This window comes from Streptomyces griseus (genome assembly GCF_001715295.1).
GTDB lineage: Bacteria > Actinomycetota > Actinomycetes > Streptomycetales > Streptomycetaceae > Streptomyces > Streptomyces griseus_G.
The window spans coordinates 1,204,096-1,228,540 of record NZ_MDKB01000002.1 but is presented as its reverse complement, the minus strand read 5'-3'; the positions used below and the strand labels follow the sequence as shown (position 1 = coordinate 1,228,540).

21 protein-coding genes and 2 pseudogenes are annotated in these 24,445 nt (G+C 73.4%); 14 read left to right on the top strand and 9 right to left on the bottom strand.

The features are described 5' to 3' along the window. Positions 1–43 precede the first annotated feature (43 nt). Genes BA175_RS12050 through BA175_RS12040 form a run of 3 tightly spaced genes read left to right on the top strand, consistent with a single transcriptional unit; the run spans position 44 to position 2,963 of the window. A complete protein-coding gene (locus BA175_RS12050) occupies positions 44–1,618 on the top strand; it encodes a 4-coumarate--CoA ligase family protein (protein ID WP_069171289.1) in 1,575 nt (524 codons plus the stop codon). Further along, positions 1,615–2,358: an enoyl-CoA hydratase family protein gene (locus BA175_RS12045; protein ID WP_069171288.1), complete on the top strand. Its 744-nt coding sequence runs from the start codon at positions 1,615–1,617 to the stop codon at positions 2,356–2,358. The genes BA175_RS12050 and BA175_RS12045 overlap by 4 nt, the downstream gene beginning before the upstream one ends. Further along, the gene (locus BA175_RS12040; protein WP_069171287.1) at positions 2,346–2,963 is read left to right on the top strand and encodes a TetR/AcrR family transcriptional regulator; all 618 of its coding nucleotides are present in this window, start codon (positions 2,346–2,348) and stop codon (positions 2,961–2,963) included. The genes BA175_RS12045 and BA175_RS12040 overlap by 13 nt, the downstream gene beginning before the upstream one ends. Positions 2,964–3,091: 128 nt before the next feature. Here BA175_RS12040 and BA175_RS12035 read toward each other — a convergent pair whose 3' ends face one another. Beyond that, on the bottom strand, positions 3,092–4,198 hold the full coding sequence (locus tag BA175_RS12035) for a citrate synthase 2 (RefSeq protein ID WP_069171286.1): 1,107 nt from the start codon (positions 4,196–4,198) through the stop codon (positions 3,092–3,094). Positions 4,199–4,479: 281 nt separating this feature from the next. Between BA175_RS12035 and pdxH the strand changes: the two genes are divergently transcribed. Together pdxH and BA175_RS12025 are read left to right on the top strand one after the other, a co-directional pair. Further along, entirely contained in the window at positions 4,480–5,106 is a 627-nt protein-coding gene (gene pdxH, locus BA175_RS12030; protein WP_069171285.1) for a pyridoxamine 5'-phosphate oxidase, read from the top strand. Between the two features lie 414 nt (positions 5,107–5,520). Beyond that, positions 5,521–6,915, top strand: a complete 1,395-nt coding sequence (locus tag BA175_RS12025; protein ID WP_069171284.1) for a PAS domain-containing protein — start codon at positions 5,521–5,523, stop codon at positions 6,913–6,915. Positions 6,916–7,065: 150 nt separating this feature from the next. Here the strand turns inward: BA175_RS12025 and BA175_RS12020 are convergent, their stop codons facing one another. Then, positions 7,066–7,821: an SIS domain-containing protein gene (locus BA175_RS12020; protein WP_069171283.1), complete on the bottom strand. Its 756-nt coding sequence runs from the start codon at positions 7,819–7,821 to the stop codon at positions 7,066–7,068. A 197-nt stretch (positions 7,822–8,018) separates the two neighbouring features. On the opposite strand from BA175_RS12020, the gene BA175_RS12015 reads away from it, so the two are divergent. Both BA175_RS12015 and BA175_RS12010 read left to right on the top strand, forming a co-directional pair. After that, a complete protein-coding gene (locus tag BA175_RS12015) occupies positions 8,019–8,711 on the top strand; it encodes a metal-dependent transcriptional regulator (protein WP_069171282.1) in 693 nt (230 codons plus the stop codon). 738 nt (positions 8,712–9,449) lie between these two features. After that, positions 9,450–10,343, top strand: coding sequence for an alpha/beta fold hydrolase (locus tag BA175_RS12010; protein WP_069171281.1), 894 nt, complete (start codon positions 9,450–9,452; stop codon positions 10,341–10,343). A gap of 42 nt (positions 10,344–10,385) precedes the next feature. On the opposite strand, the gene BA175_RS12005 is transcribed toward BA175_RS12010, so the two are convergent. From BA175_RS12005 to BA175_RS11995, 3 genes are read right to left on the bottom strand one after another with little or no spacing between them, the layout of a single operon-like run. Continuing rightward, positions 10,386–12,032, bottom strand: a complete 1,647-nt coding sequence (locus tag BA175_RS12005; RefSeq protein WP_069171280.1) for a transporter — start codon at positions 12,030–12,032, stop codon at positions 10,386–10,388. Next, a complete protein-coding gene (locus tag BA175_RS12000) occupies positions 12,029–12,886 on the bottom strand; it encodes an ABC transporter ATP-binding protein (protein ID WP_069171279.1) in 858 nt (285 codons plus the stop codon). Before BA175_RS12000 ends, BA175_RS12005 begins: the two co-directional genes overlap by 4 nt. Positions 12,887–12,925: 39 nt before the next feature. Beyond that, positions 12,926–13,603 (bottom strand): bifunctional DNA primase/polymerase, encoded by a 678-nt coding sequence (locus BA175_RS11995; protein ID WP_069171278.1) that lies wholly within the window; start codon positions 13,601–13,603, stop codon positions 12,926–12,928. Positions 13,604–13,883: 280 nt separating this feature from the next. Between BA175_RS11995 and BA175_RS11990 the strand changes: the two genes are divergently transcribed. After that, positions 13,884–15,266 carry a transcriptional regulator gene (locus BA175_RS11990; protein WP_069171277.1) on the top strand — a complete coding sequence of 461 codons (1,383 nt, stop codon included), beginning with the start codon at positions 13,884–13,886 and terminating at the stop codon, positions 15,264–15,266. Between the two features lie 157 nt (positions 15,267–15,423). Continuing rightward, positions 15,424–16,893, top strand: a complete 1,470-nt coding sequence (locus tag BA175_RS11985) for a hypothetical protein (protein WP_175420806.1) — start codon at positions 15,424–15,426, stop codon at positions 16,891–16,893. A gap of 135 nt (positions 16,894–17,028) precedes the next feature. Here the strand turns inward: BA175_RS11985 and BA175_RS11980 are convergent, their stop codons facing one another. Then, complete coding sequence (locus BA175_RS11980) at positions 17,029–18,297, bottom strand: ABC transporter substrate-binding protein (protein ID WP_069171275.1); 1,269 nt, start codon at positions 18,295–18,297, stop codon at positions 17,029–17,031. Between the two features lie 174 nt (positions 18,298–18,471). Between BA175_RS11980 and BA175_RS11975 the strand changes: the two genes are divergently transcribed. Together BA175_RS11975 and purU are read left to right on the top strand one after the other, a co-directional pair. After that, on the top strand, positions 18,472–18,918 hold the full coding sequence (locus BA175_RS11975; protein WP_069171274.1) for an SCO4402 family protein: 447 nt from the start codon (positions 18,472–18,474) through the stop codon (positions 18,916–18,918). Between the two features lie 28 nt (positions 18,919–18,946). After that, entirely contained in the window at positions 18,947–19,849 is a 903-nt protein-coding gene (gene purU, locus BA175_RS11970) for a formyltetrahydrofolate deformylase (protein ID WP_069171273.1), read from the top strand. Between the two features lie 34 nt (positions 19,850–19,883). Here purU and BA175_RS11965 read toward each other — a convergent pair. Together BA175_RS11965 and BA175_RS11960 are read right to left on the bottom strand one after the other, a co-directional pair. Then, positions 19,884–21,170, bottom strand: a pseudogene (locus BA175_RS11965) (zf-HC2 domain-containing protein). Further along, the gene (locus BA175_RS11960) at positions 21,167–21,733 is read right to left on the bottom strand and encodes an RNA polymerase sigma factor (protein ID WP_069171272.1); all 567 of its coding nucleotides are present in this window, start codon (positions 21,731–21,733) and stop codon (positions 21,167–21,169) included. Before BA175_RS11960 ends, BA175_RS11965 begins: the two are co-directional and overlap by 4 nt. A 316-nt stretch (positions 21,734–22,049) precedes the next feature. On the opposite strand from BA175_RS11960, the gene BA175_RS11955 reads away from it, so the two are divergent. The 3 genes from BA175_RS11955 to BA175_RS11945 all read left to right on the top strand — a co-directional run bounded on the left by BA175_RS11955 (position 22,050) and on the right by BA175_RS11945 (position 24,170). Further along, the gene (locus BA175_RS11955; RefSeq protein ID WP_069171271.1) at positions 22,050–22,424 is read left to right on the top strand and encodes an STAS domain-containing protein; all 375 of its coding nucleotides are present in this window, start codon (positions 22,050–22,052) and stop codon (positions 22,422–22,424) included. A gap of 136 nt (positions 22,425–22,560) precedes the next feature. Next, complete coding sequence (locus BA175_RS11950) at positions 22,561–23,103, top strand: EF-hand domain-containing protein (protein ID WP_069171270.1); 543 nt, start codon at positions 22,561–22,563, stop codon at positions 23,101–23,103. Between the two features lie 617 nt (positions 23,104–23,720). Then, positions 23,721–24,170 carry an ATP-binding protein gene (locus BA175_RS11945; protein WP_069171269.1) on the top strand — a complete coding sequence of 150 codons (450 nt, stop codon included), beginning with the start codon at positions 23,721–23,723 and terminating at the stop codon, positions 24,168–24,170. A gap of 51 nt (positions 24,171–24,221) precedes the next feature. Here BA175_RS11945 and BA175_RS29505 read toward each other — a convergent pair. Then, positions 24,222–24,389: pseudogene (locus BA175_RS29505) on the bottom strand (helix-turn-helix domain-containing protein); the annotation flags it as partial. Positions 24,390–24,445 lie beyond the last annotated feature (56 nt).

Below are 24,445 nucleotides of genomic sequence, written 5' to 3'. Positions count from 1 at the left end.
GGATCCTGACCGCCCGTCCACCCGCGTCGAAGGGACGACCCCGGTGTTCCGCAGCGAGTACGCAGATGTCCCGGCCCTCTCCACACCCATCCACGACGCCGTCCTCGGGAACGCCGCCGCCTTCGGCGACACGACCGCCCTGATCGACGCCACGAACGGCACGAGCGTCACCTACGCGCAGCTGGCCGCCTTCCACCGCCGCATCGCCGCCGCCCTCGCCGAGGCCGGAGTGCGCAAGGGCGACGTACTCGCCCTGCACAGCCCCAACACGATCGCCTACCCACCCGTCTTCTACGGGGCCACCCGGGCCGGCGCCACCGTCACCACCATCCATCCCCTCGCCACCCCGGAGGAGTTCGCCAAACAGCTCGGGGACTCCGGCGCCCGCTGGATCGTGACCGTCTCGCCGCTCCTGGACGTCGCCCGCCGCGCCGCCGCACTGGCCGGTGGTGTCCGCGAGATCTTCGTCTGCGACCAGGCCGAAGGACACACCTCCGTACTCGACATGCTGGGCTCGACCGCACCCGAACCCACCGTCGTCATCGACCCCGACGAGGACATCGCCGCCCTGCCCTACTCCTCCGGCACCACCGGCGTCCCCAAGGGCGTCATGCTCACGCATCGCTCCATCGGCACCAACCTGGAGCAACTGCGCCCCTTCGTCCCCATCGGCGAGGGCGACCGCGTCCTCGCCGTCCTGCCGTTCTTCCACATCTACGGGCTGACCGCCCTCATGAACGCCCCGCTCCGCTACGGCGCCACCGTCGTCGTCCTGCCCCGCTTCGACCTCGCACCGTTCCTGGACGCGATCCAGACCCACCGGATCAGCGGACTGTACGTGGCCCCGCCGATCGTCCTCGCCCTCGCCAAGCACCCCATGGTCGGCGCGTACGACCTCTCCTCGCTCCGTTACATCGTCAGCGCCGCCGCGCCGCTGGACGCCGAGCTCGCCGCCGCGTGCTCGGCGCGCCTGGGCCTGCCGGCCGTCCGCCAGGCGTACGGGATGACGGAACTCTCGCCCGGCACCCACGTCGTACCGCTCGACGAGCCGAACCCCCCGCCCGGCACCGTGGGCAAGCTCCTGCCCAGCACCGAGATGCGGATCGTCTCCCTGGTGGACCCGGGCACGGACGTCTCCACCGGCACCGACGGCGAGATCCTCATCCGGGGCCCGCAGGTGATGAAGGGATACCTCGGCCGCCCCGACGCCACCGCCGGCATGATCGACGGGGAGGGCTGGGTCCACACCGGCGACATCGGGCGCGTCGACGCCGACGGCTGGCTGTACGTCGTCGACCGGGTCAAGGAACTCATCAAGTACAAGGGCTACCAGGTCGCCCCCGCCGAACTCGAAGCCCTGCTCCTCGGCAACGACGCCATCGCGGACGCGGCCGTCATCGGCGTCCGGGACGACACCGGCAACGAGGTCCCGAAGGCCTTCGTGGTCCGCTCCCGGCAGTCCCCCGCCCTCACCGGCGAGGAGGTGATGGCGTACGTCGCCGAGCGGGCCGCCCCGTACAAGAAGGTCAGACAGGTCGAATTCGTGGACGCCGTCCCGCGGGCGGCCTCGGGCAAGATCCTGCGGCGGGAACTGCGCGACCGGGAGAAGCGGACATGACCCTCGTGCACCAGGCCCACGACCGTGGGATCACCGTCCTCACCCTCGACTCCCCGGCCAACCGCAACGCCCTCTCCGCGCCGCTCGTCGGCGAACTGGACGAGGCGCTGGCCGCCTGCGCCGCCGCCCCGGCCGTCCGGGCGGTCCTCCTCACCCACACCGGCTCCACCTTCTGCGCCGGCGCCGACCTGACCGCACCACCCGACCCGCACACCCTCGTCGCCCTCATGCGCCGCATCGTGGCCCTGCCCAAACCGGTCGTGGCCCGGGTCACCGGCCACGTCCGGGCGGGCGGACTCGGCCTGCTCGGCGCCTGCGACATCTCGGCCGCCGGCCCGGCGGCGACGTTCGCCCTCACCGAATCGCGCCTCGGCCTCGCCCCCGCCGTCATCTCCCTGCCCCTGCTGCCCCGCCTGGACCCCCGCGCCGCCACCCGCTACTACCTCACCGGCGAACGCTTCGACGCGGCCGAGGCCGTGCGCATCGGCCTCGTCTCCCTGGCCGCCGGGGCGGCCGAGGACGTGGACAATACGCTCGAACCGGTACTCGACGGACTGCGCAGGGCGTCGCCCCAGGGGCTGGCCGCGTCGAAGGAGCTGGTCACGGCTACTGTGCTGGAGACTTTCGATCAGTACGCCGAAGATCTCATCGCCCGCTCGGCAGCGCTCTTCGCCTCCGACGAGGCCAGGGAGGGGATGACGGCCTTCCTGGAACGACGGGATCCCGCATGGCGGCTGTGACCCCACCCGCGAAGACCCCCAAGCAGGACCGCAGCCGCGCCACCCGCCGGCGCCTGCTGGAAGCCGCCGTCGCCTGCCTCGCCGAACACGGCTGGGCGGGCTCCACGGTCTCCGTGGTCGCGGAACGCGCCGGGGTCTCGCGCGGCGCGGCCCAGCACCACTTCCCCACCCGCGAGGACCTCTTCACCGGCGCCGTCGAGTACGTCGCCGAGGAACGCTCCGCCGCCCTGCGCGCCCTGCCGGTCCAGGGCCGCGCCGACGTGGTCGCCGCCCTCGTCGACCTGTACACCGGCCCCCTCTTCCGCGCCGCGATCCAGCTCTGGGTGGCCGCGTGCAACGAGGCCCAGCTGCGCCCCCGCGTCACCGAGCTCGAAGCCCGGGTCGGCCGCGAGACCCACCGCATCGCCGTCCAGCTGCTGGACGCCGACGAAGCCCGCCCCGGCATCCGCGAGACGGTCCAGGGCTTCCTCGACATGGCCCGCGGCCTCGGCCTGGCCAACCTCCTGACGAACGACGCGGCCCGCCGCGACCGCGTGGTCACCCAGTGGGCCCGACTCCTGGACGACGCCCTCGGCCCGGTCCGGGGACCGGGCCGCCCGGTGTGAGCCGGGGAACGGGACCGGGACCGGGAGCGCGATGCCCGGCCACACCGTCCCTCTCCTCACCCGACCGGCCACGTGCGGTTGCACGGCCGCACGGCTGACCGCGCGACCGGAGGCGCAGGCCGCCGAGGTCAGTTCTCCAGCGCGAGCTGGTCGTATCCGGCGATCTCGCGCGGGTCGCGGGCGGCGGGGCCGACGTACGTCGCCGAGGGGCGGACCAGGCGGCCGGTCCGCTTCTGCTCCAGGATGTGGGCCGACCAGCCCGCCGTACGGGCGCAGCTGAACATCGACGTGAACATGTGCGCCGGGACCTCCGCGAAGTCCAGGACGATGGCCGCCCAGAACTCGACGTTCGTCGCCAGGACGCGGTCCGGGCGGCGGGAGTGCAGCTCCTCCAGGGCGGCCTTCTCCAGGGCCTCCGCGACCTCGAAGCGCGGGGCGGCCAGCTCACGGGCCGTGCGGCGCAGGACGCGGGCGCGGGGGTCCTCGGCGCGGTAGACGCGGTGACCGAACCCCATGAGCCGCTCGCCCTTGTCCAGGGCCTGCTTCACGTACGCCGTGGCGTCGCCGGTCCGCTCGATCTCCTCGATCATGCCGAGCACCCGGGACGGGGCGCCGCCGTGCAGCGGGCCGGACATCGCGCCCACGGCGCCCGACAGGGCCGCCGCCACGTCGGCGCCGGTGGAGGCGATGACCCGGGCGGTGAACGTCGAGGCGTTCATGCCGTGCTCGGCGGCCGACGTCCAGTAGGCGTCGACGGCCTTGACGTGCTTGGGGTCCGGCTCTCCGCGCCAGCGGATCATGAACCGCTCCACCACGGACTGCGCCTTGTCGATCTCGCTCTGCGGGACCATCGGCAGCCCCTGGCCGCGCGCCGACTGGGCGACGTAGGACAGGGCCATCACGGCTGCCCGCGCCAGGTCGTCGCGCGCGGTCTCCTCGTCGATGTCGAGGAGGGGCTTCAGGCCCCAGACCGGGGCCAGCATGGCGAGCGCGGACTGCACGTCGACACGGATGTCACCGGAGTGCACGGGGATGGGGAAAGGCTCGGCGGGCGGCAGACCGGGGGTGAACGCCCCGTCCACCAGCAGACCCCAGACGTGGCCGAACGAGACGTGGCCGACGAGGTCCTCGATGTCCACGCCGCGGTAGCGGAGCGAGCCGCCCTTCTTGTCGGGTTCGGCGATCTCCGTCTCGAACGCGACGACTCCTTCAAGTCCGGGTACGAAGTCGGACATCAGGCGGCTCCCTCGGCTCGGCGGCTGTAGGCGGCCCCTGGTCCCACGGGGCCTGCCCACGATACTGGCGGGTACGCACGGTGTTCGGAAGGGTGACATCCGGCACAACTCCCGGCGCCCGGCCGGTCCCCCGGCGGCCGCGGCCCGCTGGGACGCCCCTTCCCGACGAGGCGTCGTCCTCCTGCGGCAGGATGGCCCTCGTGCCCACAGCTGATGCCACTCCGTCTTCCGCTTCCGCCTCCTCCCGCGCCTCCTCCGATTGCACCACCGATCCGGCCGCGATGCGCGAGCAGTACCGCTCCGAGGACTTCACCGAGCAGGACCTCGCCGCCGACCCGATGGAGCAGTTCGCGCACTGGTTCCGGCAGGTCGCCGGTGGCGGCGCACTCCACGAGCCGAACGCGATGGTGGTCTCCACCGCCACGCCCGACGGCCGGCCGTCCTCGCGCACGGTCCTGCTCAAGCACTACGACGACCGCGGCTTCGTCTTCTTCACCCACTACGGCTCACGCAAGGGCCGCGAACTGACCGCGAACCCGTACGTCTCGCTGCTCTTCCCCTGGCACCCGCTGGCCCGCCAGGTCGTCGTCAACGGCACGGCGTCCCGGGTGGGCCGCGAGGAGACCGTGGCGTACTTCCGTACCCGCCCCCACGGCTCCCAGCTCGGCGCGTGGGCGAGCGAGCAGTCGACGGTGATCGGCTCGCGCCGGGAGCTCGTCGACCGCTACGAGCAGCTGGTCTCCCGCTACCCGGAGGGGGAGAAGGTCCCCGCGCCCCCGCAGTGGGGCGGCTTCCGGGTGGTGCCGGAGACGATCGAGTTCTGGCAGGGCCGCGAGAACCGGCTGCACGACCGGCTGCGGTACGTACGCGAGGGCTCCGGCTGGCGGGTGGAGCGTCTCTGCCCGTGACCCGGCGGCGGCCGTGCCTCCCGGCGGGCGGTCCGGCCGCCGGGCCCGGACACGCAGAAACCCGCAGGCTCTGGTCCCTCCTTGCGGAGGAGCCGGCCGGACTTACCGGCGAGCCTGCGGGTCGGTGACTGCTCGGGTTTCGGCAGACAGCCTGCCGAGGTGCACGGTGTGCGACGACGGGCTGTCAGCCCGCAGCCACCTCACGAATCCGATAAGACTGCACTTTTCGGATCACCTCCTTTCGACGTGTGCCTACAGACTAGGAACCCGCCCCGGGGCGGCACAAGTGATTAATCGGGGAGGTGGCCTCCCGATTTCCGGGAAGTGGATGTGCGGTGGCCCGCGTTCGAGTTCAATGGTTTGACGTGCGGTAATGCGGACAGCCACGACGGACACGTCCTGCGGGGGTACGGAGTGAGTGCTTCCAGGAGCAGTGGGACCACCGACGCGCTCGGTCCCGACGAGGACCCGGGGCGGCAGCCCCCGGCGGGGGCCGTTCCCGGGTCACGGCTGCTGGCCGCCCTGCTCGACGGCATGGACGCGGCGCTGTGCGCGTTCGACGCGCACGGCACGATCACGCACTGGAACCGCGAGGCCGAGCGCATCCTCGGCTGGACCGCCGCGGAGGCCGTGGGCCGCACCGGATTCGCCGGGTGGGCCGTGCGCAGCGCGGACGCGGACGGGGTGCACGGCCGGCTCATGGCCGTGATGGACGCCCCGGGCCGGCAGGTCCACGAGTTCGCACTGGTGCGCAAGGACGGCGGCCGGGTGCTCGTCCGCACGCAGTCCTCGGGCGTGCGCGGTGAGAACGGCCGGCCCGCCGGGGTGTACTGCGCGTTCAGTGAGGTGCACACCCAGATCGACCTGGAGCGCTCCATCGCGCTGAGCGAGGCGCTGCTGGAGGACGCCTGCTGGGGGGTGGTCCTCGTCGACGTCGACCTCCGCCCGACCGTCGTCAACGCCCACGCGGCCCGGGCCCTGGGCGGCGGCCGTACGACGCTGCTCGGCCGCCCGCTGGGCGAGCTGATCGTCCAAGGGGTCGAGGAACTGGAAGGCGCCCTGCAGCATGTGCTCGCCGAGGGGGCGCCGCCCGCCCTCGCGGAACTGTGGGTGACCCTGCGGACGCCGGACGGCGACCGGCGGCGCTGCTGGCGCAGCGGGTTCCTCCGGCTGGCCTCGCCACTCGCCGAGGAGCCCGTTCCGCTCGGCGTCGGCTGGGTGTTCCAGGACGTGACGGCGGCCAGGCTCGCCGAGCAGGAGGCGGACCGGGTGCGCTTCCGGTCCAACCAGCTGCACCGGGCCGCCCGGCAGGCCGCCGAGTGCGAGGACCCCATGGAGGCGGCGACCTCGTCGCTGGACTACGCCCTGGCCGGGTTCGCCGACCACGTGGTGGTGGACCTGCTGGCGGGGGAGCGGCTGGTACGGGCCGCCGCGACGCCCGCCGACGCGCCGGGGCCCTGCCTCCCGGTGGCGGGCGGCTCGATCCCCGTGCGGTACGGCGCGAGACATCCCGCCGTGCAGGCGATGGAGCGGACGGGGGCGGTACGCACCAGCGCCGGGCCCGGGGCGGGTGAGCAGTGGGCGGTGGAGCGCCGGTGGCCCAAGGACTCGGTCCACGCCCTGTGCGCGGTGCTGCGGAGCCGTGGGCGGACGCTGGGCGTGGTGACGTTCCTGCGGGCGGCGAACCGCAGCGCTTTCGAACGCGCGGACGCGTTGTACGCGGAGAGCGTCGCGGTCCGGGTCGCCTCGGCCGTCGACCTGGCCCAGCTGACAGGCGGGAGCGGCGTCCCCGGCCCGTCCGGCGGGTGAGGCCTCCGGGCCGGGCCCCCGCATCTCCGGGTGTGCACGCCCCTCGAGCCGCGCGCGGGGGCTGCCCAGGGCCCGGGGGGGGGTGCGAGCCCCCTGGGTACGGACGCCGACGGCATCCCCGGGCCCGGCCCCGCCCCTGTGGCGGGCGGCTCAGTGCCGGTAGAAGATCCGATCCGCGTACTCCCGCATCACGCGCCCGTTCCATTCGTGGCCGCCGTCCACGTTCCCCGAGCGCAGCAGCGGCGGTTCCATCCCCCGGGCGACGAGCTCCTCCGCGGCGGTGGCCATCACGGCCTGCATCAGGGCGCTGGTCACGACGGTCGACGCGGGCGCGAACGGCGCCTCGATGCCGTCCGCCGTCAGCTCCGCGTCGCCGATCGCGATCTTGCTGTCGAGCACGATGTCGCAGTGGTCGCGCAGGAAGCCTCCCGAGGCGTGCCGCGACCTGGTGCCCGTCGCGTACGCGACGGAGGTGATGCCGACGACCGTGAGGCCGAGGGCCCGGGCGTTCTGCGCCATCTCCACCGGCAGCGCGTTGCGCCCGGACAGCGAAATGATCACCAGGAGGTCACCCGAGGTCGCGGGGCTGGAGTCCAGCACCGCGCCCGCCAGGCCGTCGACGCGCTCCAGCGCCGAGCCGAGCGTGGCGGGCATGACGTCGACGCCCACGGTGCCGGGGACCGCGAGCAGGTTCATCAGCGCGAGGCCGCCCGCCCGGTAGACGACGTCCTGGGCGGCGAGCGACGAGTGCCCGGCGCCGAAGGCGAACAGCCGGCCGCCCGCCGCGACCGTGTCGGCGATCGCGGCACCCGCGGCGGCGATCGGGCCGGCCTCCTCGTCGCGTACCCGCTCCAGCAGGCCGATCGCCGCGTCGAAGAACTGACCGGCGAGCTTCGTGTCGCTCATCGAGGAGGCCTTTCCGGCGGGAGTGGGGGACCGTGCCGCGGATCACGTTGCGGTCCGGACCAGTGGCCTGTCAATACCGCTCCGGTCCCGCCCGCGCCCCGCCTCCGGCCGGTGCGGCACGGTTGTCGGCGCGATGCGTCAGAATTGGTGCAGGGCCATCGCACGACGACTTCCTGTCACAGCATCGAGGGGCACGTATGTCCGGACTGATCGACACGACGGAGATGTATCTCCGCACCATCCTCGAGCTCGAAGAGGAAGGCGTGGTCCCGATGCGCGCCCGGATCGCCGAACGGCTGGACCAGAGCGGTCCGACGGTCAGCCAGACGGTCGCGCGCATGGAGCGGGACGGGCTCGTCCAGGTCGCGGGGGACCGTCACCTGGAGCTGACCGACGAGGGCCGCCGCCTCGCCACCCGCGTCATGCGCAAGCACCGGCTGGCCGAGTGCCTGCTCGTCGACGTGATCGGCCTGGAGTGGGAGCAGGTCCACGCCGAGGCGTGCCGCTGGGAGCACGTGATGAGCGAGGCCGTGGAGCGCCGGGTCCTGGAGCTGCTGCGCCACCCCACGGAGTCTCCGTACGGCAACCCGATTCCGGGCTTGGAGGAGCTGGGCGAGGAGGCGGAGGCCGACCCGTTCCTGGACGAGGGCATGGTGAGCCTCTCCGAGCTCGACCCGGGGGCTGAGGGCAAGACCGTGGTGGTGCGCCGGATCGGTGAGCCGATCCAGACCGACGCCCAGCTGATGTACACGCTGCGCCGGGCGGGCGTGCAGCCCGGTTCGGTCGTCAGCGTGACCGCGTCGGCCGGCGGCGTACTGGTCGGATCCAGCGGCGAGGCGGCCGAGCTGGGCGCCGATGTCGCCTCGCACGTCTTCGTGGCGAAGCGCTGAGGGGTGCGCAGGCGGCACGGAGGTGTCGCTGAGGAGGTCCTGGCATCCGCGCTGACCAGCGCGGATGCCAGCTGGATACAGGGTGTGGACGGCGCCTGCGGGGCGTGCCGCGGCCACTGATGCAGGTGTTGCAGTTGCAGCCACCGGTGCAGATGCACGTGCAGAAGTGACCGGGTACGGCCCGCTTTCTGTTTTCCGTCCGGAATCGCAGCGCCCGGGCGAATCGCGTGCCAGGCTGTGGCCAGGCATATGACCTGAGGGGCCGGCAGACACTGCCGCGCGGTCGGGGAGGGAGCGGCGAATGCGCCCGTCGCACTGGCATGTGCGCCGCGAGGGGGAGGCCGGGCGTCCAGCGGCCGCGGGGCGTGGCCCGGTCGCGCGAGCGGTCCGGTACGAGGACTTCCAGCAGGGCGTGGACGGCCGTGGTCCGGCCGCTTGCCGGACAGAGGGAAGGCCCCGGCACCCGAGGGTGCCGGGGCCGGTCCTCCCCCGTGCTGACCTGGAGCCCCGAGCTCTCGAAGTCAGCCCCTGCGGACCCCTGTCCCCGAGTGGTCCGCGTCCCGCAGAAGATCTCCCCCCGGTGGCGGGCGTCAATCCTGAACCGCTGTCACTCGAACGTGGGGTGTTGCGAGCCGGACCTCAGTTTTCGAATAAAGGTTCGATAGTCTTACGGGCGCGAGCATGCGGTGACCGACGAGCATGCGGTGGCCGAGATTTCGAAGGGGGTGCCGGAAACCTATGGTGCGGCGCGTTGATGTGACCGGCTCCGACGGCGTACGCCTTGCGGCCTGGGAGTTCGCCGATCCGCCCAAAGGGCGCGCGGAGGACGGACGCGCCCCGGGGATCTTGTTGCTGCACGGGCTGATGGGCCGGGCCGCTCACTGGGCCTCCACCGCGCGCTGGCTCTCCGAGCGTCACCGCCCGGTCGGCCTCGACCAGCGGGGCCACGGCCGCAGCGACAAGCCCGCCGAAGGCCCGTACACCCGCGACGCGTACGTCGCCGACGTCGAGGCCGCGATCGAACAGCTCGATCTCGCCCCCGTCACCCTCATCGGGCACTCCATGGGCGCACTCACCGCCTGGCAGCTCGCCGCGAAACGCCCCGACCTGGTCAAGGCCCTGATCATCTGCGACATGCGGGCCTCCTCCCTGGGGGCGGCCTCCCAGCGGGAGTGGGAGGACTGGTTCGCCTCGTGGCCGGTGCCCTTCGCGACGCTCGCCGACGTGCGGAAGTGGTTCGGCGAGGACGATCCCTGGGTGGAGCGGCCCCATCCGTCCCGTGGTGAGTTCTTCGCCGAGGTGATGGCGGAGAGCGCGGACGGGTGGCGGCCGGTGTTCTCCCGCCGGCAGATGCTCACCTCGCGCGCCACCTGGGTCTACGACGCCCACTGGGAGGAACTGGCGCAGGTGCGGTGCCCCACGCTGGTCCTGCGGGGGATCGACGGGGAGCTGGGCAGGGCCGAGGCGCAGGAAATGGTCCGCGTCCTGCCGCGCGGGCAGTACGCCGAGGTCGCGGACGCCGGCCACCTCGTCCACTACGACCAGCCGGAGGGCTGGCGCACGGCGGTGGAGCCGTTCCTGGATCAGCTCGCCGAGGACGTCCGCGACGACCGGGAACCCGTCAGCCCCTGACCCGTGATCAGCCGCTGTCCCGATCGGCCCCGGCCCCCGCGCTCAGCCCTTGCTGACCGCGGCCAGGATCTCCGGGAGCCGGCCCGCCGCCCGGGGTGCGGCCAGCCGCACCCCGAGCAGGCCGACCGCCGTCCCGTACACCGCTCCCACCGGCAGCAGCAGCCACAGCCAGCCCTGCAGATCCGCTCCGTGCAGCCAGACCGTCAGTCCGATCACCGGCGAGCTGAGCAGGGCGGCCGCCACCATTCCGCCGAGGATGGAGATCCAGGCGAGCCCCGCCTGACCCGGCGCCACGTTCTTGAACGCGCCGTCCTGCGGGATCGAATACGGGAAGAGTGCCGAGGCCGTCGCGCCCGTCGCCAGCATCGCGCCGAGCAGGGCGAACGACAGTCCCATGACCCCCGGCAGGGCCGCCCAGTCCCCGACGACCGCCGTCGTCACGACGGTCACCAGAACCGTGTACGGCAGCGTGATCAACAGCAGCGCCGACGCGCGGGCGCGCAACTCCAGGTAGGCGTCCCGGGTGGAGGAGATGGAGAGCGCCACCATCCAGAAGGCCGAGGTGTCCTGGCCGAACTGGTTGTACATCTGCATGCCGAGCATGCCCGCCGCGAAGCAGGCGAAGTAGACCGAGCCCGCCCCCTGCACCGCGTTGAGCACCGGGACGATCAGGCCGATCGCCAGCGCCGTCACCCAGGACGCCTTGGTCTTCGGGTCCCGCACCACGTAGCGCAGGCTCCGCCGCATCACCGCGCCCGTACGCCCCTCGGGCAGCAGCGCGAAGAGTCCGGAGCCTTCCGTACCGGCGTCCCGGCCACGGGCCGGCTCCGCGGCGGCGACCGTGGAACCGTCCGGCGACGTCATCAGCTTCACCAGGCTCCGCCGCCACAGCCACATCAAGGCCGCCAGGGCGAGCACCGAGAGCAGCACCTGCGCCGCGGCGGATGCGTACGCGCCCTCGGAGGCGGATTCCACGGCCGCGAGCGCCGACGCCGGGGGCAGCAGGCGCACCACGTCGGCGGCCGGTTCGAGCGCGGAGAGCCCGCCCGCCTGCCCCAGGCGCTGCGCGCCGAAGTTGACGAACTGGATGCCCACCGCGATCACCAACCCGCTGAGCACCGCGAGATCACGGCCCTTGCGGGAGGTCAGCAGCCGGATGTTGGCCGTGGCGACCGACCGCGCCAGGGCCACGCAGACCAGCAGCGTGAGCGGTACGGCGATCACCCCGGCCACCACCCCCGCAGGACCGTGCGCGAGCGCGACCACCGATCCCAGGATCAGGGCCAGCGTGAAGAGCGGGCCGATCCCGATCAGCGAGGCCGCCAGCAGGGCCCCGACCAGGGGGCGGGGCCGCAGGGGCAGCATCACCAGCCGGCTCGGGTCGAGGGTCTCGTCGCCGCTCGGGAAGAACAGCGGCATCACCGCCCAGCCGAGCGCCACCACGGCGGTCAGCAGGACCACCAGGGTCCCGGCCTGCGCGTGGCCGCGCAGCGCGACCAGGCCGATCACCTGGCCCGCCGCGAGCAGCGCCGTCACGACGAGGGACGCGATGTAGGCGGCCCGCCGCCCGGAGGACTGACGCAGCCCGTTGCGCAGCAGCGTCAGTTTGAGCCGTACGAAGACGGGGACGAGGTGCCGGCCCCGCTCCGCCGGCGCGGCGGGGCTCACCGGGGCGTCGAGCACGGTCATCGGGCACCGCCCAGCCAGTCCAGGGAATCGCCGGTGTCCCGGGTGTTCGCGCCGACCAGCTCCAGGAAGGCGTTCTGCAGCGAGGGTGCGTCGCCGCGTACCTCGGCGAGCGTGCCCTGGGCCCGGATCCGGCCTCCGGCCATGACGGCCACCCAGTCGCAGAGCGACTCGACGAGCTCCATCACATGGCTGGAGAAGACGACGGTCGCCCCGGACGCGGTGTACCGCTCCAGCACCCCCCGGATGGTCTGCGCGGACACCGGGTCCACGCCCTCGAACGGCTCGTCCAGGAAGAGGACTTCGGGGTTGTGCAGCAGGGCGGCCGCGAGGCCCGTCTTCTTGCGCATGCCCGTGGAGTAGTCCACGACCAGCTTGTGCTGGGCACCCGCGAGGTCCAGCACGTCGAGCAGCTGGGTGGCCCGCTTGTCCACCTCGGCGCCCGGCAGCCCACGCAACCGGCCCGTGTACGCCAGGAGTTCGCGGCCCGACAGGCGCTCGAAGAGCCGCAGCCCCTCCGGGAGCACGCCGATCCGGGACTTCACCGCGACCGGGTCCCGCCACACGTCGTGGCCTGCGACCTCGATCGTCCCCATGTCGGGCCTGAGCAGTCCGGTCACCATCGAGAGCGTGGTGGTCTTGCCCGCGCCGTTGGGTCCGACCAGGCCGACGAACCTGCCCGCGGGCAGCTCCAGATCGATGCCGCCGACCGCGACCTGCTCACCGAACCGCTTCCACAGCCCCTGAACCCGTACGGCGGGCGGGGGTGCCGTCCCCCCGGCCAGGTCCGCCCCCTCGGTCCGGACCACCCCGCCTGCCCGGTCCGCGCCGCCCGCGCTCTTCGTCTGGTCCGGCATGACACTGCCTTTCGGTGGTCCCCACGTGTGGGGACCACCCTACGAAACGCGGGCCCGGGCGTCGGCCGCCTCCCGTGCGCAGGCGTAGGCGAGCGGACCGATCAGGCTCTCCGCCTCCGGCAGCCGGTGGCCGGCGCGGCCGGGCCGGCGGACCCACTGCACGGCCCCGCGCCCGCCGACACGGGTCGGCGGAGCGGCCACGTAATGGCCCTCACCGCGGCCCACCAGGTCGATCGCCGTGGGGTCCCACCCCCAGCGGCGCACGAGGCCCGGGCACGCGGCGACGGCGCCCGGCAGGACGAAGAAGACCGTCCGGCGGTCGGGGGTGCGTGTCACCGGCCCGGGCGCGAGCCCCATCCGCTCGATCCGGGCCAGAGCCAGGAAGCCCGCGGACTCCGGGACGTCGAGCGCGTCGAAGGCGCGGCCCGCCGGCAGCAGGACCGAGGAACCGGGCTGCGCGGACCACATCCGGCGGGCCGCCGCGGCACTGCCGGTCGCCTGCCCCGCCCAGCCGGGCCCCGTGGGGTGGGCACCGGGGGAGGTGCAGCCGGCGTCACGGCACGAGCAGCGCTCCGTTCCGTCCACGCTCTCGAGCCAGGTGCCGGGAAACACGTCCCACCGCGCCTCCTGTGCGTACCACGCCGCCGCGTCGGGCAACTGTTCTCCCCGTTGCCGGGGCACCCGCACGGCTTCCGTCACTCCGATGACCTCTTCCACGCACAGCTCAACTACGGTCGCACACAGGGGTTACGGGCGTTCCGACAGACCGTCACGACGGAGCGGTCCCGCACACGGGGCGCACAGGTGCATGGACGGGGGCGCGCATGCGGCAGGTCGCCGATGTGCGGGTAACCACTTGCAGGACTGTGTCAGGACGCCCGTCGCGGGCCCGTGCCCGCAGGGCAGCGCTGTACCCGATGAAGATGAATGTGCGCATTTCTTGTGTTTGTGCCGGGCAGTGATCCCTTCACCGGTCACTGCGGTCCCAGGGGGAAATATGGCAGCCAGGCCTCTCGTCGCCCGCCAGCCGAACGAACGGCTCCAGACGCTCATCCAGGAGGCGGCCTGTTCCAACGCGGGTCTCGCCCGCCGCGTCAACATGGTCGGCACCGAGCGCGGACTCGACCTCCGTTACGACAAGACCTCCGTGGCCCGTTGGCTGCGTGGACAGCAACCACGCGGCAGAGCACCGGGGATCATCGCCGAGGCGCTCGGCCGCAAGCTCGGACGTACGGTCACGATCGACGAGATCGGGATGGCCGACGGGAAGAACCTGGCCTCCGGCGTGGGCCTGCGGTTCGCCCCCACCCTGCTCGGCGCGATCGAGCAGGTCTCCGAGCTGTGGCGCAGCGACGTGGGCCGCCGCGACCTGCTGGCGGGGTCGGCGGTCGCCGCCTCCGCCATGGTCGAGCCCAGCCGTGACTGGCTGATCACGGGGCCCGACCCGCAGGTGGCGCGCACGGCGGGGGCCAGGGTCGGCATGCCGGACGTGGAGGCGGTGCGGGCGATGACCGCCGCGCTCGTCGACCTGGACCACCGGTTCGGCAGCGGACACGTGCGGCCCGTCCTCGTGCACTACCTCAACAGCGTGGTGTCCGGGCTCCTTTCGGGGGCGTACCGGGAATCGGTCGGCCGGCAGCTGTTCGGCGCGGTCGCCCGGCTCACCGAACTCGCCGGGTACATGGCCGTCGACACGGGCCAGCCGGGGCTGGCCCAGCGGTACTACATCCAGGCGCTGCGCCTCGCCCAGGCGGCGGGCGACCGGGCCTACGGGGGCTACGTCCTGGCGGCGTCGATGAGCCACCTCGCCGCGCAGCTGGGCAACCCGCGGGAGATCGCCCAGCTGGCGCGGGCCGCGCAGGAGGGCACCCGAGGCCGGGTGACCCCGCGCGCGGAGGCCATGTTCCACGCCGCGGAGGCCCGGGGCCACGCCCTCATGGGAGACGCTCGCACCTTCCAGGTCGTGGCCGCCCGGGCGACGGCGGCCCTGGACCGCACCGACCCGGACACCGGGGACGACCCGGCCTGGATCGCCCACTTCGACACCGGCTACCTCGCGGACGAACTCGCCCACTGCCACCGCGACCTGGGGCAGGCGGAACCGGCCGCGCGCCGGGCGAAGGAGGCGTTGGCGGCCCTCCCGGACTCCCGGACCCGGCGCCGCGGTATCGGCCTGGTGCTGCTGGCCACGGCTCAGGTGCAGCAGCGCGAGGTCGAGGAGGCGTGCCACACGGGACTGCGCGCCGTGGAACTGCTGAGCACGGTCCGCTCCAGCCGGGGTTCCGAATACCTCGACGACCTCCAGCAGCGCCTCCAGCCGTACGGGAACGAGCCTGCGGTACGGGAGTTCGGTGCCCGGCTGGAACTGCAGGCCGCCTGACCTGCGACCCGGCGCGCTCCCGTGCGCAGCGCGGGAAGGCCGCCGCGGGTCACCCGGGTGTGAAGGGGTGGTGCGTGCTCACGGGCGCTTGGCGCAGGGCCGCAGCCACCCGATAGCGTGAGCCGACGATTCCGTAGGTTGACACGTAGGAGTCCCGGTGACGCAGAGCGGACAGGGTGACGAGCAGCAGCTCCCTGCTGTACGGCCCGCGCACGAAGGTGTCGTGCTGCCCGCGGAGGGTGGTGCCTGGGCCGCGGGCGGCCACGCAGGAGGGCCGGCGCCCGACGGGGCGGCCCCTGCGGGCGGGCAGCCGTGGGGTGATGCCTGGGGTCCCCAGGCCGCGCACCCGGCCGGCCCGCTCCCGGGGCAACTGCCCCCCGAGCAGCCGCCCGGCGGGTACGCGCCGCAGCCCGGGCCGTACGAGCCCGCGCAGCAGCCCTATCCGGCGCAGCAGTCCTACGCGCCGCGGCAGGACCCGTACCAGCAGCAGTACCAGCAGCAGCCCGGTTCCCCTCGGTACCAGCAGTACGGGCAGTCGCTGCCGCCGGAGGCCGGGGCCGGGGTGCCGGGCGGGGACGCCGACGCCACGCAGTACATCGCCCCCGTGCCCGGTGGCCACGGCCCGGCCGGCATGCCACCCGAGCGCCCCGCGGAAGCCACCCAGCACCTGGGCGGACCGGTGCAGGCGGGCGACGCCGACGCGACCCAGTACATACCCCCGGTGCCCGGCGGAGCGCCGTACGGCATCCGGCCCGGGACCCCGGGTGACCGGCAGCCGCCCGCCGAGTTCGACAGCCTCTTCCGCGAGGAGGGGCCCGCGGGCGCCACCCAGCAGATGCCGCACGTCGACTCGGCGCGCCGGCAGCCCCAGCCGCACCCGGGTGCGCACGGCCGGCCGCAGCCCACGCCCCCGCCGTACGGGTCGGGTCTCCAGGGCGTACAGGGCGTACAGGGCGTGCAGGAGCCCGAGGACCACGGGCCCGGGACGCAGCGCCGACGGTCCGCGCACATCCCGCTGATCGCCGCGGTCGTCGTCGGCTGCGCCGTCGTCGGGCTCGGGGCGGGAGCCCTGCTGAGCGGAGGTGACGAGGGCTCGTCGGACGACAAGCAGCCCGTGGCCGCGCAGAGTTCGTCCGGTGCCGACCCCTCCACGCAGGCGGCGGCCGACCCCGCGAAGCCGCAGGCCGAGGCGCTCGACAAGCTGCTCGCCGACAGCAACAACAGCCGTGCGGCCGTCATCAGCGCCGTGGAGAAGATCAAGAACTGCACGGCGCTCGACCAGGCGGCCACCGACCTGAAGGGCGCGGCCGCGCAGCGCCGTGACCTGGTGACCCGGCTCGACGGGCTCGCCGTGGACCAGCTCCCCGACAACGCCGGGCTGAAGTCCTCGCTGACCAAGGCGTGGCGGGCGTCGGCCCAGGCCGACGACGAGTACGCCGCGTGGGCGGGACAGGCCAAGCACGGGAAGAAGGTGTGCAAGGGCGGCAAGGCCCGGTCCACGGACGCCAAGGCCAGGGCCGACGCGGCGAGCGGCGAGGCCACCCAGGCCAAGCAGGAGGCCTCCGGTCTCTGGAACGCGATCGCGGAGAAGTACGCGCTGACGAAGAGGACACCGCAGCAGCTCTGAGGCGGGGTGCCCCGACCGCGGCCCGGGGCGTGCCGCCCGGGCTCCCGCTCCGGGGACGGCGGCCCCGGGCGGAACGGGGGCCGCCGGCACCGCGGCCCCCCGCGCGGCGGCGCTCAGCGGCCGAGGCGGCGGCGCTCAGCGGTCGAGGCGGGCGTCCACCAGGGTCTCCGTGACGTCCACGAACCCCTGCTTCTCGGCGACCAGCCGCCCCTCGCGCACCACCTGGAACGTCACCCGCCCGTTGACGATGCGGGAGTACGCGGCCGTGCCGACCATGTCCTGGAAGCGCCAGCGCAGGACCGGGGTGAGCCCGCCGGTGTCCACCTCGGTACCCCGGTTGAGGCTGACGCTGATGCCGCCGGCGGTGATCTCCGGCCGGTCCATCGCCTCGATGACCGCCTTGAGCACGGTGTACGCGATCCAGGTGGTCTGCACCCCCGTGTCCTCCGGGTCGATGCGGTTGTCGCCGAAGGCGAACCTGCTGATCACCTCGCGCATCCCGTCCCAGCGCGCGTCCCCGGAGTCCGGGTACCAGCCGGTGACGTACGCCCCCTCGAACGGGCCGTTCCGGCCGCCGGTCCGGTTGACGAGCGGCTGCCCGATGCTGCCCAGCACAGACGAGATCCGCACCTCGCTGCCTTCCGGTTCGAGGCGGCGGAACGAGTCGAAGAACGTCTCCGTCCCCTGGCCCAGCACCGCCGTCACACAGCCGCCGGCCGCCCGGGCGAGCGCCTCGGCCGCCTGGGAGTCGTACGAGGTGGCCTCCTCCGGCGCCCTGATGTCGTAGGACGCGGGGAGGCCGGCCCGGCCGAGGCTGGTGTCCAGGAGGCCGGGCATGCTGTCGCCGACCAGCGAGTCGGGCCGGACCAGGGACACCCGGTGGCACCGGGAGGCCAGCTGCTCGCCGTTGCCGGCGACGAGCGCCGGCTGGCCGCCGTTGACGGGATAGGAGAGGTAACTGGTCAACTCGTCGGCCGAAGCGCCGTAACCGCCGATGTACGGGATGCCGGCCGCCTCCAGCGGGGCCAGGAACGCCCTCCCGTGCCGGCTGTACGAGCCGACGACGGCGGCCACGTTCTCGTCGACCGCCCGCCGGGCGCACCGCGAGGCGCCGACCGGGGTGTCCCCCTCGTTGCACGTGAGGACGCGCAGCTCGTGCCCGTCGATCCCGCCCTGTCCGTTGATCCAGGCGGCGTACGTCCGCGCCATGGCCGCCATGCCGGCCATGTTCACCGAGTCGGCACCCGTCGTGTCGGGGGCCCAGGTCATGACGGTGACGGGCTCCCTGGAGCCCTCCGCGGCCCCGGGGAGGACACCGCATCCGGACAGCAGCGCGCCGACCGCCGCCGCACGTGTGAGGAGCCTGTAGGGGCGGGGGGAGGTGAGGCGTCGCCGTCCGGTCATGAGCATGAATTCTTGCGCCGGGGAGGTAACGCCACTGTGTGCCCCGTTCGACGCTCAGTGACGTGGGGGTGAATTCCGGGGGCCGGTGTGCGCACGGCGTAGGGGAACGTACGATCGACAATCGTGCAGCAAGGTTCGGAGAACTCTTCCCGTCGCGGCCGTCGCTCCTCCACCATGGGCGGCATGCCGCTCAACGACATGCCGTGGTGGCGCTGGCGCAGCAACGTGCGCTCGGCGCTGCACATGCTCTCCGACCCCGTCTTCCACCAGCAGTGCTGGCTGGCCGGCCAGGAAGGCTACGGCGACGTCACCGACGCCGTGTACCGCCTGGTCGAGGACACCTGGCTGGACAACTGGTCCGCCGAGAAGTACGTGGGCACCATCTTCCGTGACTCCGCCGAGGCCGCCCTCGTGGACGTCGCCGCCCTGCGGGTGCTGCGCATCATGCACCAGGTCGGTGCCGACGCCCCCGTCTCCGCCTACCTGGAGCACCCGGGCTGGCAGGACGCGGTCCTCGCCGCCCGAGAGGCCCACGTGATGCTCGCGGGCAACGACGCGGAGGACCCGGACATCCCGCCGCGCTCCCTGGACGTGCTCCGCATGATGACCGGATCGGCCTGACCTGCGGAGGGTGTGGCACCCTACGGGGATGACCGCGCCGCAGCCTGCTGAATCCGTTCCCGCCGCTGCCTCGGACGCCCCCGCCGAGCAGTACGTCCTCACCCTCTCGTGCCCTGACAAACAGGGCATCGTGCACGCCGTGTCGAGCTACCTCTTCATGACCGGCTGCAACATCGAGGACAGCCAGCAGTTCGGCGACCACGACACCGGTCTCTTCTTCATGCGCGTCCACTTCTCGGCCGAGGCCCCGGTCAGCCTGGACAAACTGCGGGCCAGCTTCGCCGCGATCGGTGACTCCTTCCGGATGGACTGGCAGATGCACCGGGTGGCGGACCGGATGCGGGTCGTGCTGATGGTGAGCAGGTTCGGTCACTGCCTCAACGACCTCCTCTTCCGGTCCGGCATCGGCGCGCTGCCGGTCGAGATCGTGGCCGTCGTCTCCAACCACACGGACTTCGCCGAGCTCGTCGCCTCGTACGGGATCCCCTTCCGGCACATCCCCGTCACCCGGGAGAACAAGCCGGAGGCCGAGGCGCAGCTCCTGGAGCTGGTACGCGGGGAGAACGTCGAACTCGTCGTGCTGGCCCGCTACATGCAGGTGCTCTCCGACGACCTGTGCAAGCAGCTCAGCGGCCGGATCATCAACATCCACCACTCCTTCCTGCCGAGCTTCAAGGGTGCGAAGCCCTACCACCAGGCCCATGCGCGGGGCGTGAAGCTGATCGGGGCGACGGCGCACTACGTGACGGCCGACCTCGACGAGGGGCCGATCATCGAGCAGGAGGTCGAGCGCGTCGGGCACGGCGTCACGCCGGACCAGCTCGTGGCCGTCGGGCGCGACGTCGAGTGCCAGGCCCTGGCCCGCGCGGTGAAGTGGCACGCGGAGCGGCGCATCCTGCTCAACGGCCGCCGCACGGTGGTCTTCGCGTAGGGGGGCGTGACCGGGGAGGGGACGGCTCCCGTGCTCACAGCCTGCTGAGGGAGGCCGCCGCGAACAGCACCTCGCGGATGGCCTCCCGGTCGCCCTCCTGCCCGGCCGCCGCCTCCTCCGGAGGGACGTGCCCGGCGACCAGCCGGCAGAACTCCACACCGTCGAGCGCCACCCGCGCCACCGCACGGCCCGGGGAGCCGACGGCGGCCGGTGAGTCCAACGCGATGTACCAGTCCCCGCCGCCCCGCCCCTCGATCTCCAGGTGCAGCGAACGCCCCGGGGACCCCGCGGTCACCAGCCCCCGGGCCGGTCCTGCCAGGCCCGCGCGGCGGCGCCCGGCGAGGGTGGCCGGCAGCAGCCTGACCGCCAGGTCGATCATCCCGTGGAGATGGGCGGCGGCGGGCGGCTCGTACGGATAGTCCACCGCGTCCGCGATGTCGCCGCCGTGCACCCAGCACTCGAAGGCCCGCTCCAGGAGCGAGTCCCGCAGCGGCAGGGCGAAGTCCCCGTACGGTACGGAGAGCTCCGCGACGCCCCGGCCGGCGAACGACACCGTGCGCACGAGGGTGTGGCTCTGGTCCCGCCACGGCTCCCGGACGGCCCGGGTGGGCGGCCGGTCGGCGGAGGACCACCAGCTCTCGGTCCGCGCGGTCGGGGACAGCGGCCTGTCACCGCTCCCGAGCGGGTCGTCCAGGCCCAGCGCCGTGGAGACCAGGCCGTCGACGGTCATGAGGTGGCCGATCACCCCGGCCACCGTCGTCCTGCGGTGGACCGGCCGCTCGTCCTGGAACCACTTCAGCCGGACCGGAGCATGTCACTCCGCGTTGCCGATGTCCCGCAGCAGCGCGTCGAGCCTGGCGGTCTCGGCGTCGTACGGGGCGGCCCAGGAGGGGACCGGGATGCGTGCCGGGCGGCGGCCCAGGCAGCCGTCGAGCACCCGGTCGCGCAGCGTCGGGTCGAGGTCCAGGCTCCCGTCGGTGTGCAGCAGCCCCACCGCGTCGCGCAGGCGCAGCGCCTCGTCCGCGCAGGGCGCGCACGAGGTGAGGTGTTCCTCGACCGCCGCCGTCTCCTCCGCCGAGCAGGCGGCCAGCGCCCAGGCGCCGAGCAGGGAGGCGAGGACCTGGTGGGACAGCACCGGAACCGGTGGGGGCACGCTCACCGGGACCGCCATCGGACGGGCCGGCGGGGCCTCCGGGGACGCGCAGGGCCCCGCCGGTGGAGCGCCGGCCGTGTCCGGCACCCCACCGGGGCGCTGTTCCGGTATCCGGCGGGCGGCCGGGGACTCCTCGTCGTGGTCCTGGCCGCGGGTCCCGCCCGTCACGGCGTCCGCCCGTGCCCGGGCGGTGCGGAGCCCGTCGGGCCCGTGTCCGCCGTGGAGAGCAGCTGCAGCCCGAGCCGCAGCCGGCGCCGCGCCTCGTCCCCGGTCACCCCCAGGTCGGCGGCGGCCTGGCGGTAGTCCCGGCGCTGGACGTAGGCGAGCTCCAGAGCCGCGCGCAGCGGCGCCGGCATGGAAGCGACGATGTAGTCGGCGCGGGCGGCCGTGGTGGCCTTGCGCACCCGCTGCTCGAGCTCCTGCGCGTCCGGCTCCCCGGCGCCCCCGTGCGTGTCGCGGAGCCGCTCCACGGACCGCCGGTGGGTGAGCCGCGCCACCCAGGAGCGCATCGAGCCCTGCTTCGGGTCGTAGGCGTCGGGGTTCTCCCACACGTGACCGAAGACCTCCCGGGTCACCAGGTCCGCGGCGTCCTCGTCGTCGAGCATCCGGTGGGCCTGGCTGTGCACGAGGGCGGCGAACCGGTCGTAGAACTCCCCGAGCGCCGCCGCCTCGCCGCGCGCCAGCCGTTGCTGCATGCGGCGCTCCCAGCGCGGCGGTGAGTCCTTCGCCATCCGGCCCCCAGCCCTGTACCCCTCGTCATGCCGAATGTAGTCGGCGCCCCCGGTCGGTCACGTACCTTTGCCCCAAGTACGTCCCCCGAGTGGCGCCGGATGATAGGGAATACGACATGCTTTGCCGTTTCCTGATCGGGTAAACAGGGCCTGAGCGATCACTAGCGGACGCATCCTGCGCGGTGGCGGAGCCCTGCCGGAGCCGTACCGATGGCCCGGCCGGGGTTTCGCGGGTGGAGGACCTGGGCAGCCGCGAGGGGGAACGGAAAATTCCGGATGATCCTCCGGATCCCCCCGGAACGAGAGGCCCAGGCGCGTGACGCTGACGGTGGACGAGACGGAGCAGGCCGGCTGGACCGTGCTGAGCGCCCAGGGTGAACTCGATCTGGTGAGCTCACCCGTCGTACGCCAGTCCGTCCACGGAGCGGTGGCCGAGGGCCGGCACGACGTGGTCCTCGACCTCTCCGGCGTGCTGTTCTGCGACTCCAGCGGCGTCAACGTGCTGATCGCCACCCGCCGTCTCATGAAGTCCTGCGGCGGCCGGCTGCGGCTGATCCTCCCGGCCCGCGGCGCGGTGGACGGCTCCCACGTCAACAAGGTGCTCGGCGCCCTGGGCGTGCGCAGACTCTTCGAGGTCTACCCCGACACCCGGTCCGCCACCGACGCGGAGGCCAGGCCGCTCAGCGCGTGACCCCCGGTCGGGCACGGCGGGCGCGTGGCGCCCGGTGCGGTACGGCGGTGTGTTGCGCCCCGTTCCGTACGGGGCCGTAACAGCTCCGGAGGGAGTTGGTGACACGTGGCGTCCGCCGGCGTCGTACGCTCCCCGCATGGACAGCGCAGAGTACGAGCGCAAGATCGCGCACCGGTTCGCCGCCTTGGACCAGGACGGCAACGGCTATATCGATCGCGCCGATTTCAACGCCGCGGCGGCACGTCTGCTCACCGAATTCGGTACGACGGCCCGCTGCGACAAGGGCCAGGCCCTCTACACGGGCGCCGAGGCCTTCTGGCAGGGCCTGGCCGGCATCGCCGACGTGGACGGGGACCAGCGCGTCACCCGGGAGGAGTTCGTGGGCGGGGCCGTGAAGCGGCTGCGCGACAACCCCGAACGCTTCGCGGAGATCGCACGTCCCTTCCTGCGTGCGGCGATCGCCGTGGCCGGCGCGGAGGGTCACGCAGGGACGGCGGCCGCCCCCGCTTCGGCCCCTGTCGATGCCGTGGAGCGGGCCCTGCGGGTCCTGGGCGCCGGAGCCGACGTCGCGAGCGTCGCGGCGCAGAGCCTGGACGCCGACCACGACGGCCGGGTCGCCGAGACGGACGCGGTGGCGGCTCTCTCCGCGTACTTCACCGTGATCGCGCCCGACACGTAGACCGCCCCGGCGCGTGGTCCGCCCGGACGTCCGGACCGCGGCCGGCGGGCGGACCGTGTCCGTCGGGCGGTCGCCCACACGCCCGGCGGAGCGACGAGTTCACGGTCCTTCGGAGGACGGTCCCGCAGGGGCGGCGGGTCCTGCCGTACGGCCCGGCGCGGCGCGGTCGTGGCTGACCGGGGGCGCGGAGCCCGCCGAACGCGGCGTGTGACCCTGCGCAGTCGGTGCCGGTCGCGGGGTGCGGTCACCCGGTGACAGGGCGGAGTCGTGCGCTCCGCTCGGGTAGGCTCCGGTGGATGCGAGGGGTTCCGGGACCGAGGGATCCGGTTGTGGCCGCTACGGCGACTCCGGCCCGGGAGCGGTGCCCTGTTCGCGGCGCCGGGAGAGGCGCCGGGCCTGCCGGGGAGTCGGTTCCCGGAGTCACGGGACGCTGCTGTTCGACTCTCCGTGGTGTGGGTCGCACAGTATGCACCACACGTACTCCTTCGCGCTGGAATATGCCCGAAGCGCTTGTTGCGGTGACTGTACGTCAACCATGCTGTTCCACAGGGGAGTCACGTTCCGTGACCCTGAGGAGGCGCGAGGCGATGTGTCCGCCGGTTCGGATGGTGTGAGCGGTGCAGGTGCTTCAGGTTCAGCTGAAGATCGGGCCGGATCCCGCGGAGGTGGGCCGGGCCCGCAGATGGGCGCGGTCACGTCTGGTCGGGTCCGGGGTCGCCGATGACGAGCCCATCGCCGAGACGCTCATCCTGCTGATCTCGGAGCTCGTCACCAACGCGGTGGTCCACACGGGCTGCCCGGCCGTCCTGCGGATGCTCTTCGGCTCCGGCTCGGTGGAGACCGTACGGGTCGAGGTGGCCGACACCAGCTGCCGTCCGCCCCAGCCGCGACACGCGACGGGCGGGGACACGGGCGGCCGTGGCCTCGAGCTGGTGGCCGGGCTCGCGGACCGCTGGGGCTGGCAGCCGGAGGGCGCCGGGAAGCGCATCTGGTGCGAGGTCGACCGGGGCGGCCCGGTGATGTTCCCGGTGACCGACGACCAGTCCGGCGACCCCGCCCGTATCTGACCGTGCCGGCCCGGCCGCGCCCCTACCGGGTACGGCTCGCGGCCGTCGTTAGGCCGTCGGCGGGACGCCCAGCGTCGCCTGTACGTGCTGGCGCAGCGAGGTGGCCGTGCCGAAGCCGGATTCCCTGGCTACCTGGTCGATCGGCAGGTCCGTGGATTCGAGCAGCTGCCGTGCCCGCTCCACCCGCTGCTGGGTGAGCCACCGGCCCGGGCTGACCCCGGAAACACGTCACGACGTCGTGCAGCCGGAGGCCCCGGTTGTGCGGCCAGCAGCCC

Coding starts and splice junctions, on each gene's coding strand:
- BA175_RS12045 (WP_069171288.1), top strand. CDS start 1,615: ATGACCCTCGTGCACCAGGCCCACGACCGTGGGATCACCGTCCTCACC.
- BA175_RS12040 (WP_069171287.1), top strand. CDS start 2,346: ATGGCGGCTGTGACCCCACCCGCGAAGACCCCCAAGCAGGACCGCAGC.
- BA175_RS12035 (WP_069171286.1), bottom strand. CDS start 4,198: ATGTCCGACTTCGTACCCGGACTTGAAGGAGTCGTCGCGTTCGAGACG.
- pdxH (WP_069171285.1), top strand. CDS start 4,480: ATGCGCGAGCAGTACCGCTCCGAGGACTTCACCGAGCAGGACCTCGCC.
- BA175_RS12020 (WP_069171283.1), bottom strand. CDS start 7,821: ATGAGCGACACGAAGCTCGCCGGTCAGTTCTTCGACGCGGCGATCGGC.
- BA175_RS12015 (WP_069171282.1), top strand. CDS start 8,019: ATGTCCGGACTGATCGACACGACGGAGATGTATCTCCGCACCATCCTC.
- BA175_RS12010 (WP_069171281.1), top strand. CDS start 9,450: ATGGTGCGGCGCGTTGATGTGACCGGCTCCGACGGCGTACGCCTTGCG.
- BA175_RS12005 (WP_069171280.1), bottom strand. CDS start 12,032: ATGACCGTGCTCGACGCCCCGGTGAGCCCCGCCGCGCCGGCGGAGCGG.
- BA175_RS12000 (WP_069171279.1), bottom strand. CDS start 12,886: ATGCCGGACCAGACGAAGAGCGCGGGCGGCGCGGACCGGGCAGGCGGG.
- BA175_RS11990 (WP_069171277.1), top strand. CDS start 13,884: ATGGCAGCCAGGCCTCTCGTCGCCCGCCAGCCGAACGAACGGCTCCAG.
- BA175_RS11980 (WP_069171275.1), bottom strand. CDS start 18,297: ATGACCGGACGGCGACGCCTCACCTCCCCCCGCCCCTACAGGCTCCTC.
- BA175_RS11975 (WP_069171274.1), top strand. CDS start 18,472: ATGGGCGGCATGCCGCTCAACGACATGCCGTGGTGGCGCTGGCGCAGC.
- purU (WP_069171273.1), top strand. CDS start 18,947: ATGACCGCGCCGCAGCCTGCTGAATCCGTTCCCGCCGCTGCCTCGGAC.
- BA175_RS11960 (WP_069171272.1), bottom strand. CDS start 21,733: ATGGCGAAGGACTCACCGCCGCGCTGGGAGCGCCGCATGCAGCAACGG.
- BA175_RS11950 (WP_069171270.1), top strand. CDS start 22,561: ATGGACAGCGCAGAGTACGAGCGCAAGATCGCGCACCGGTTCGCCGCC.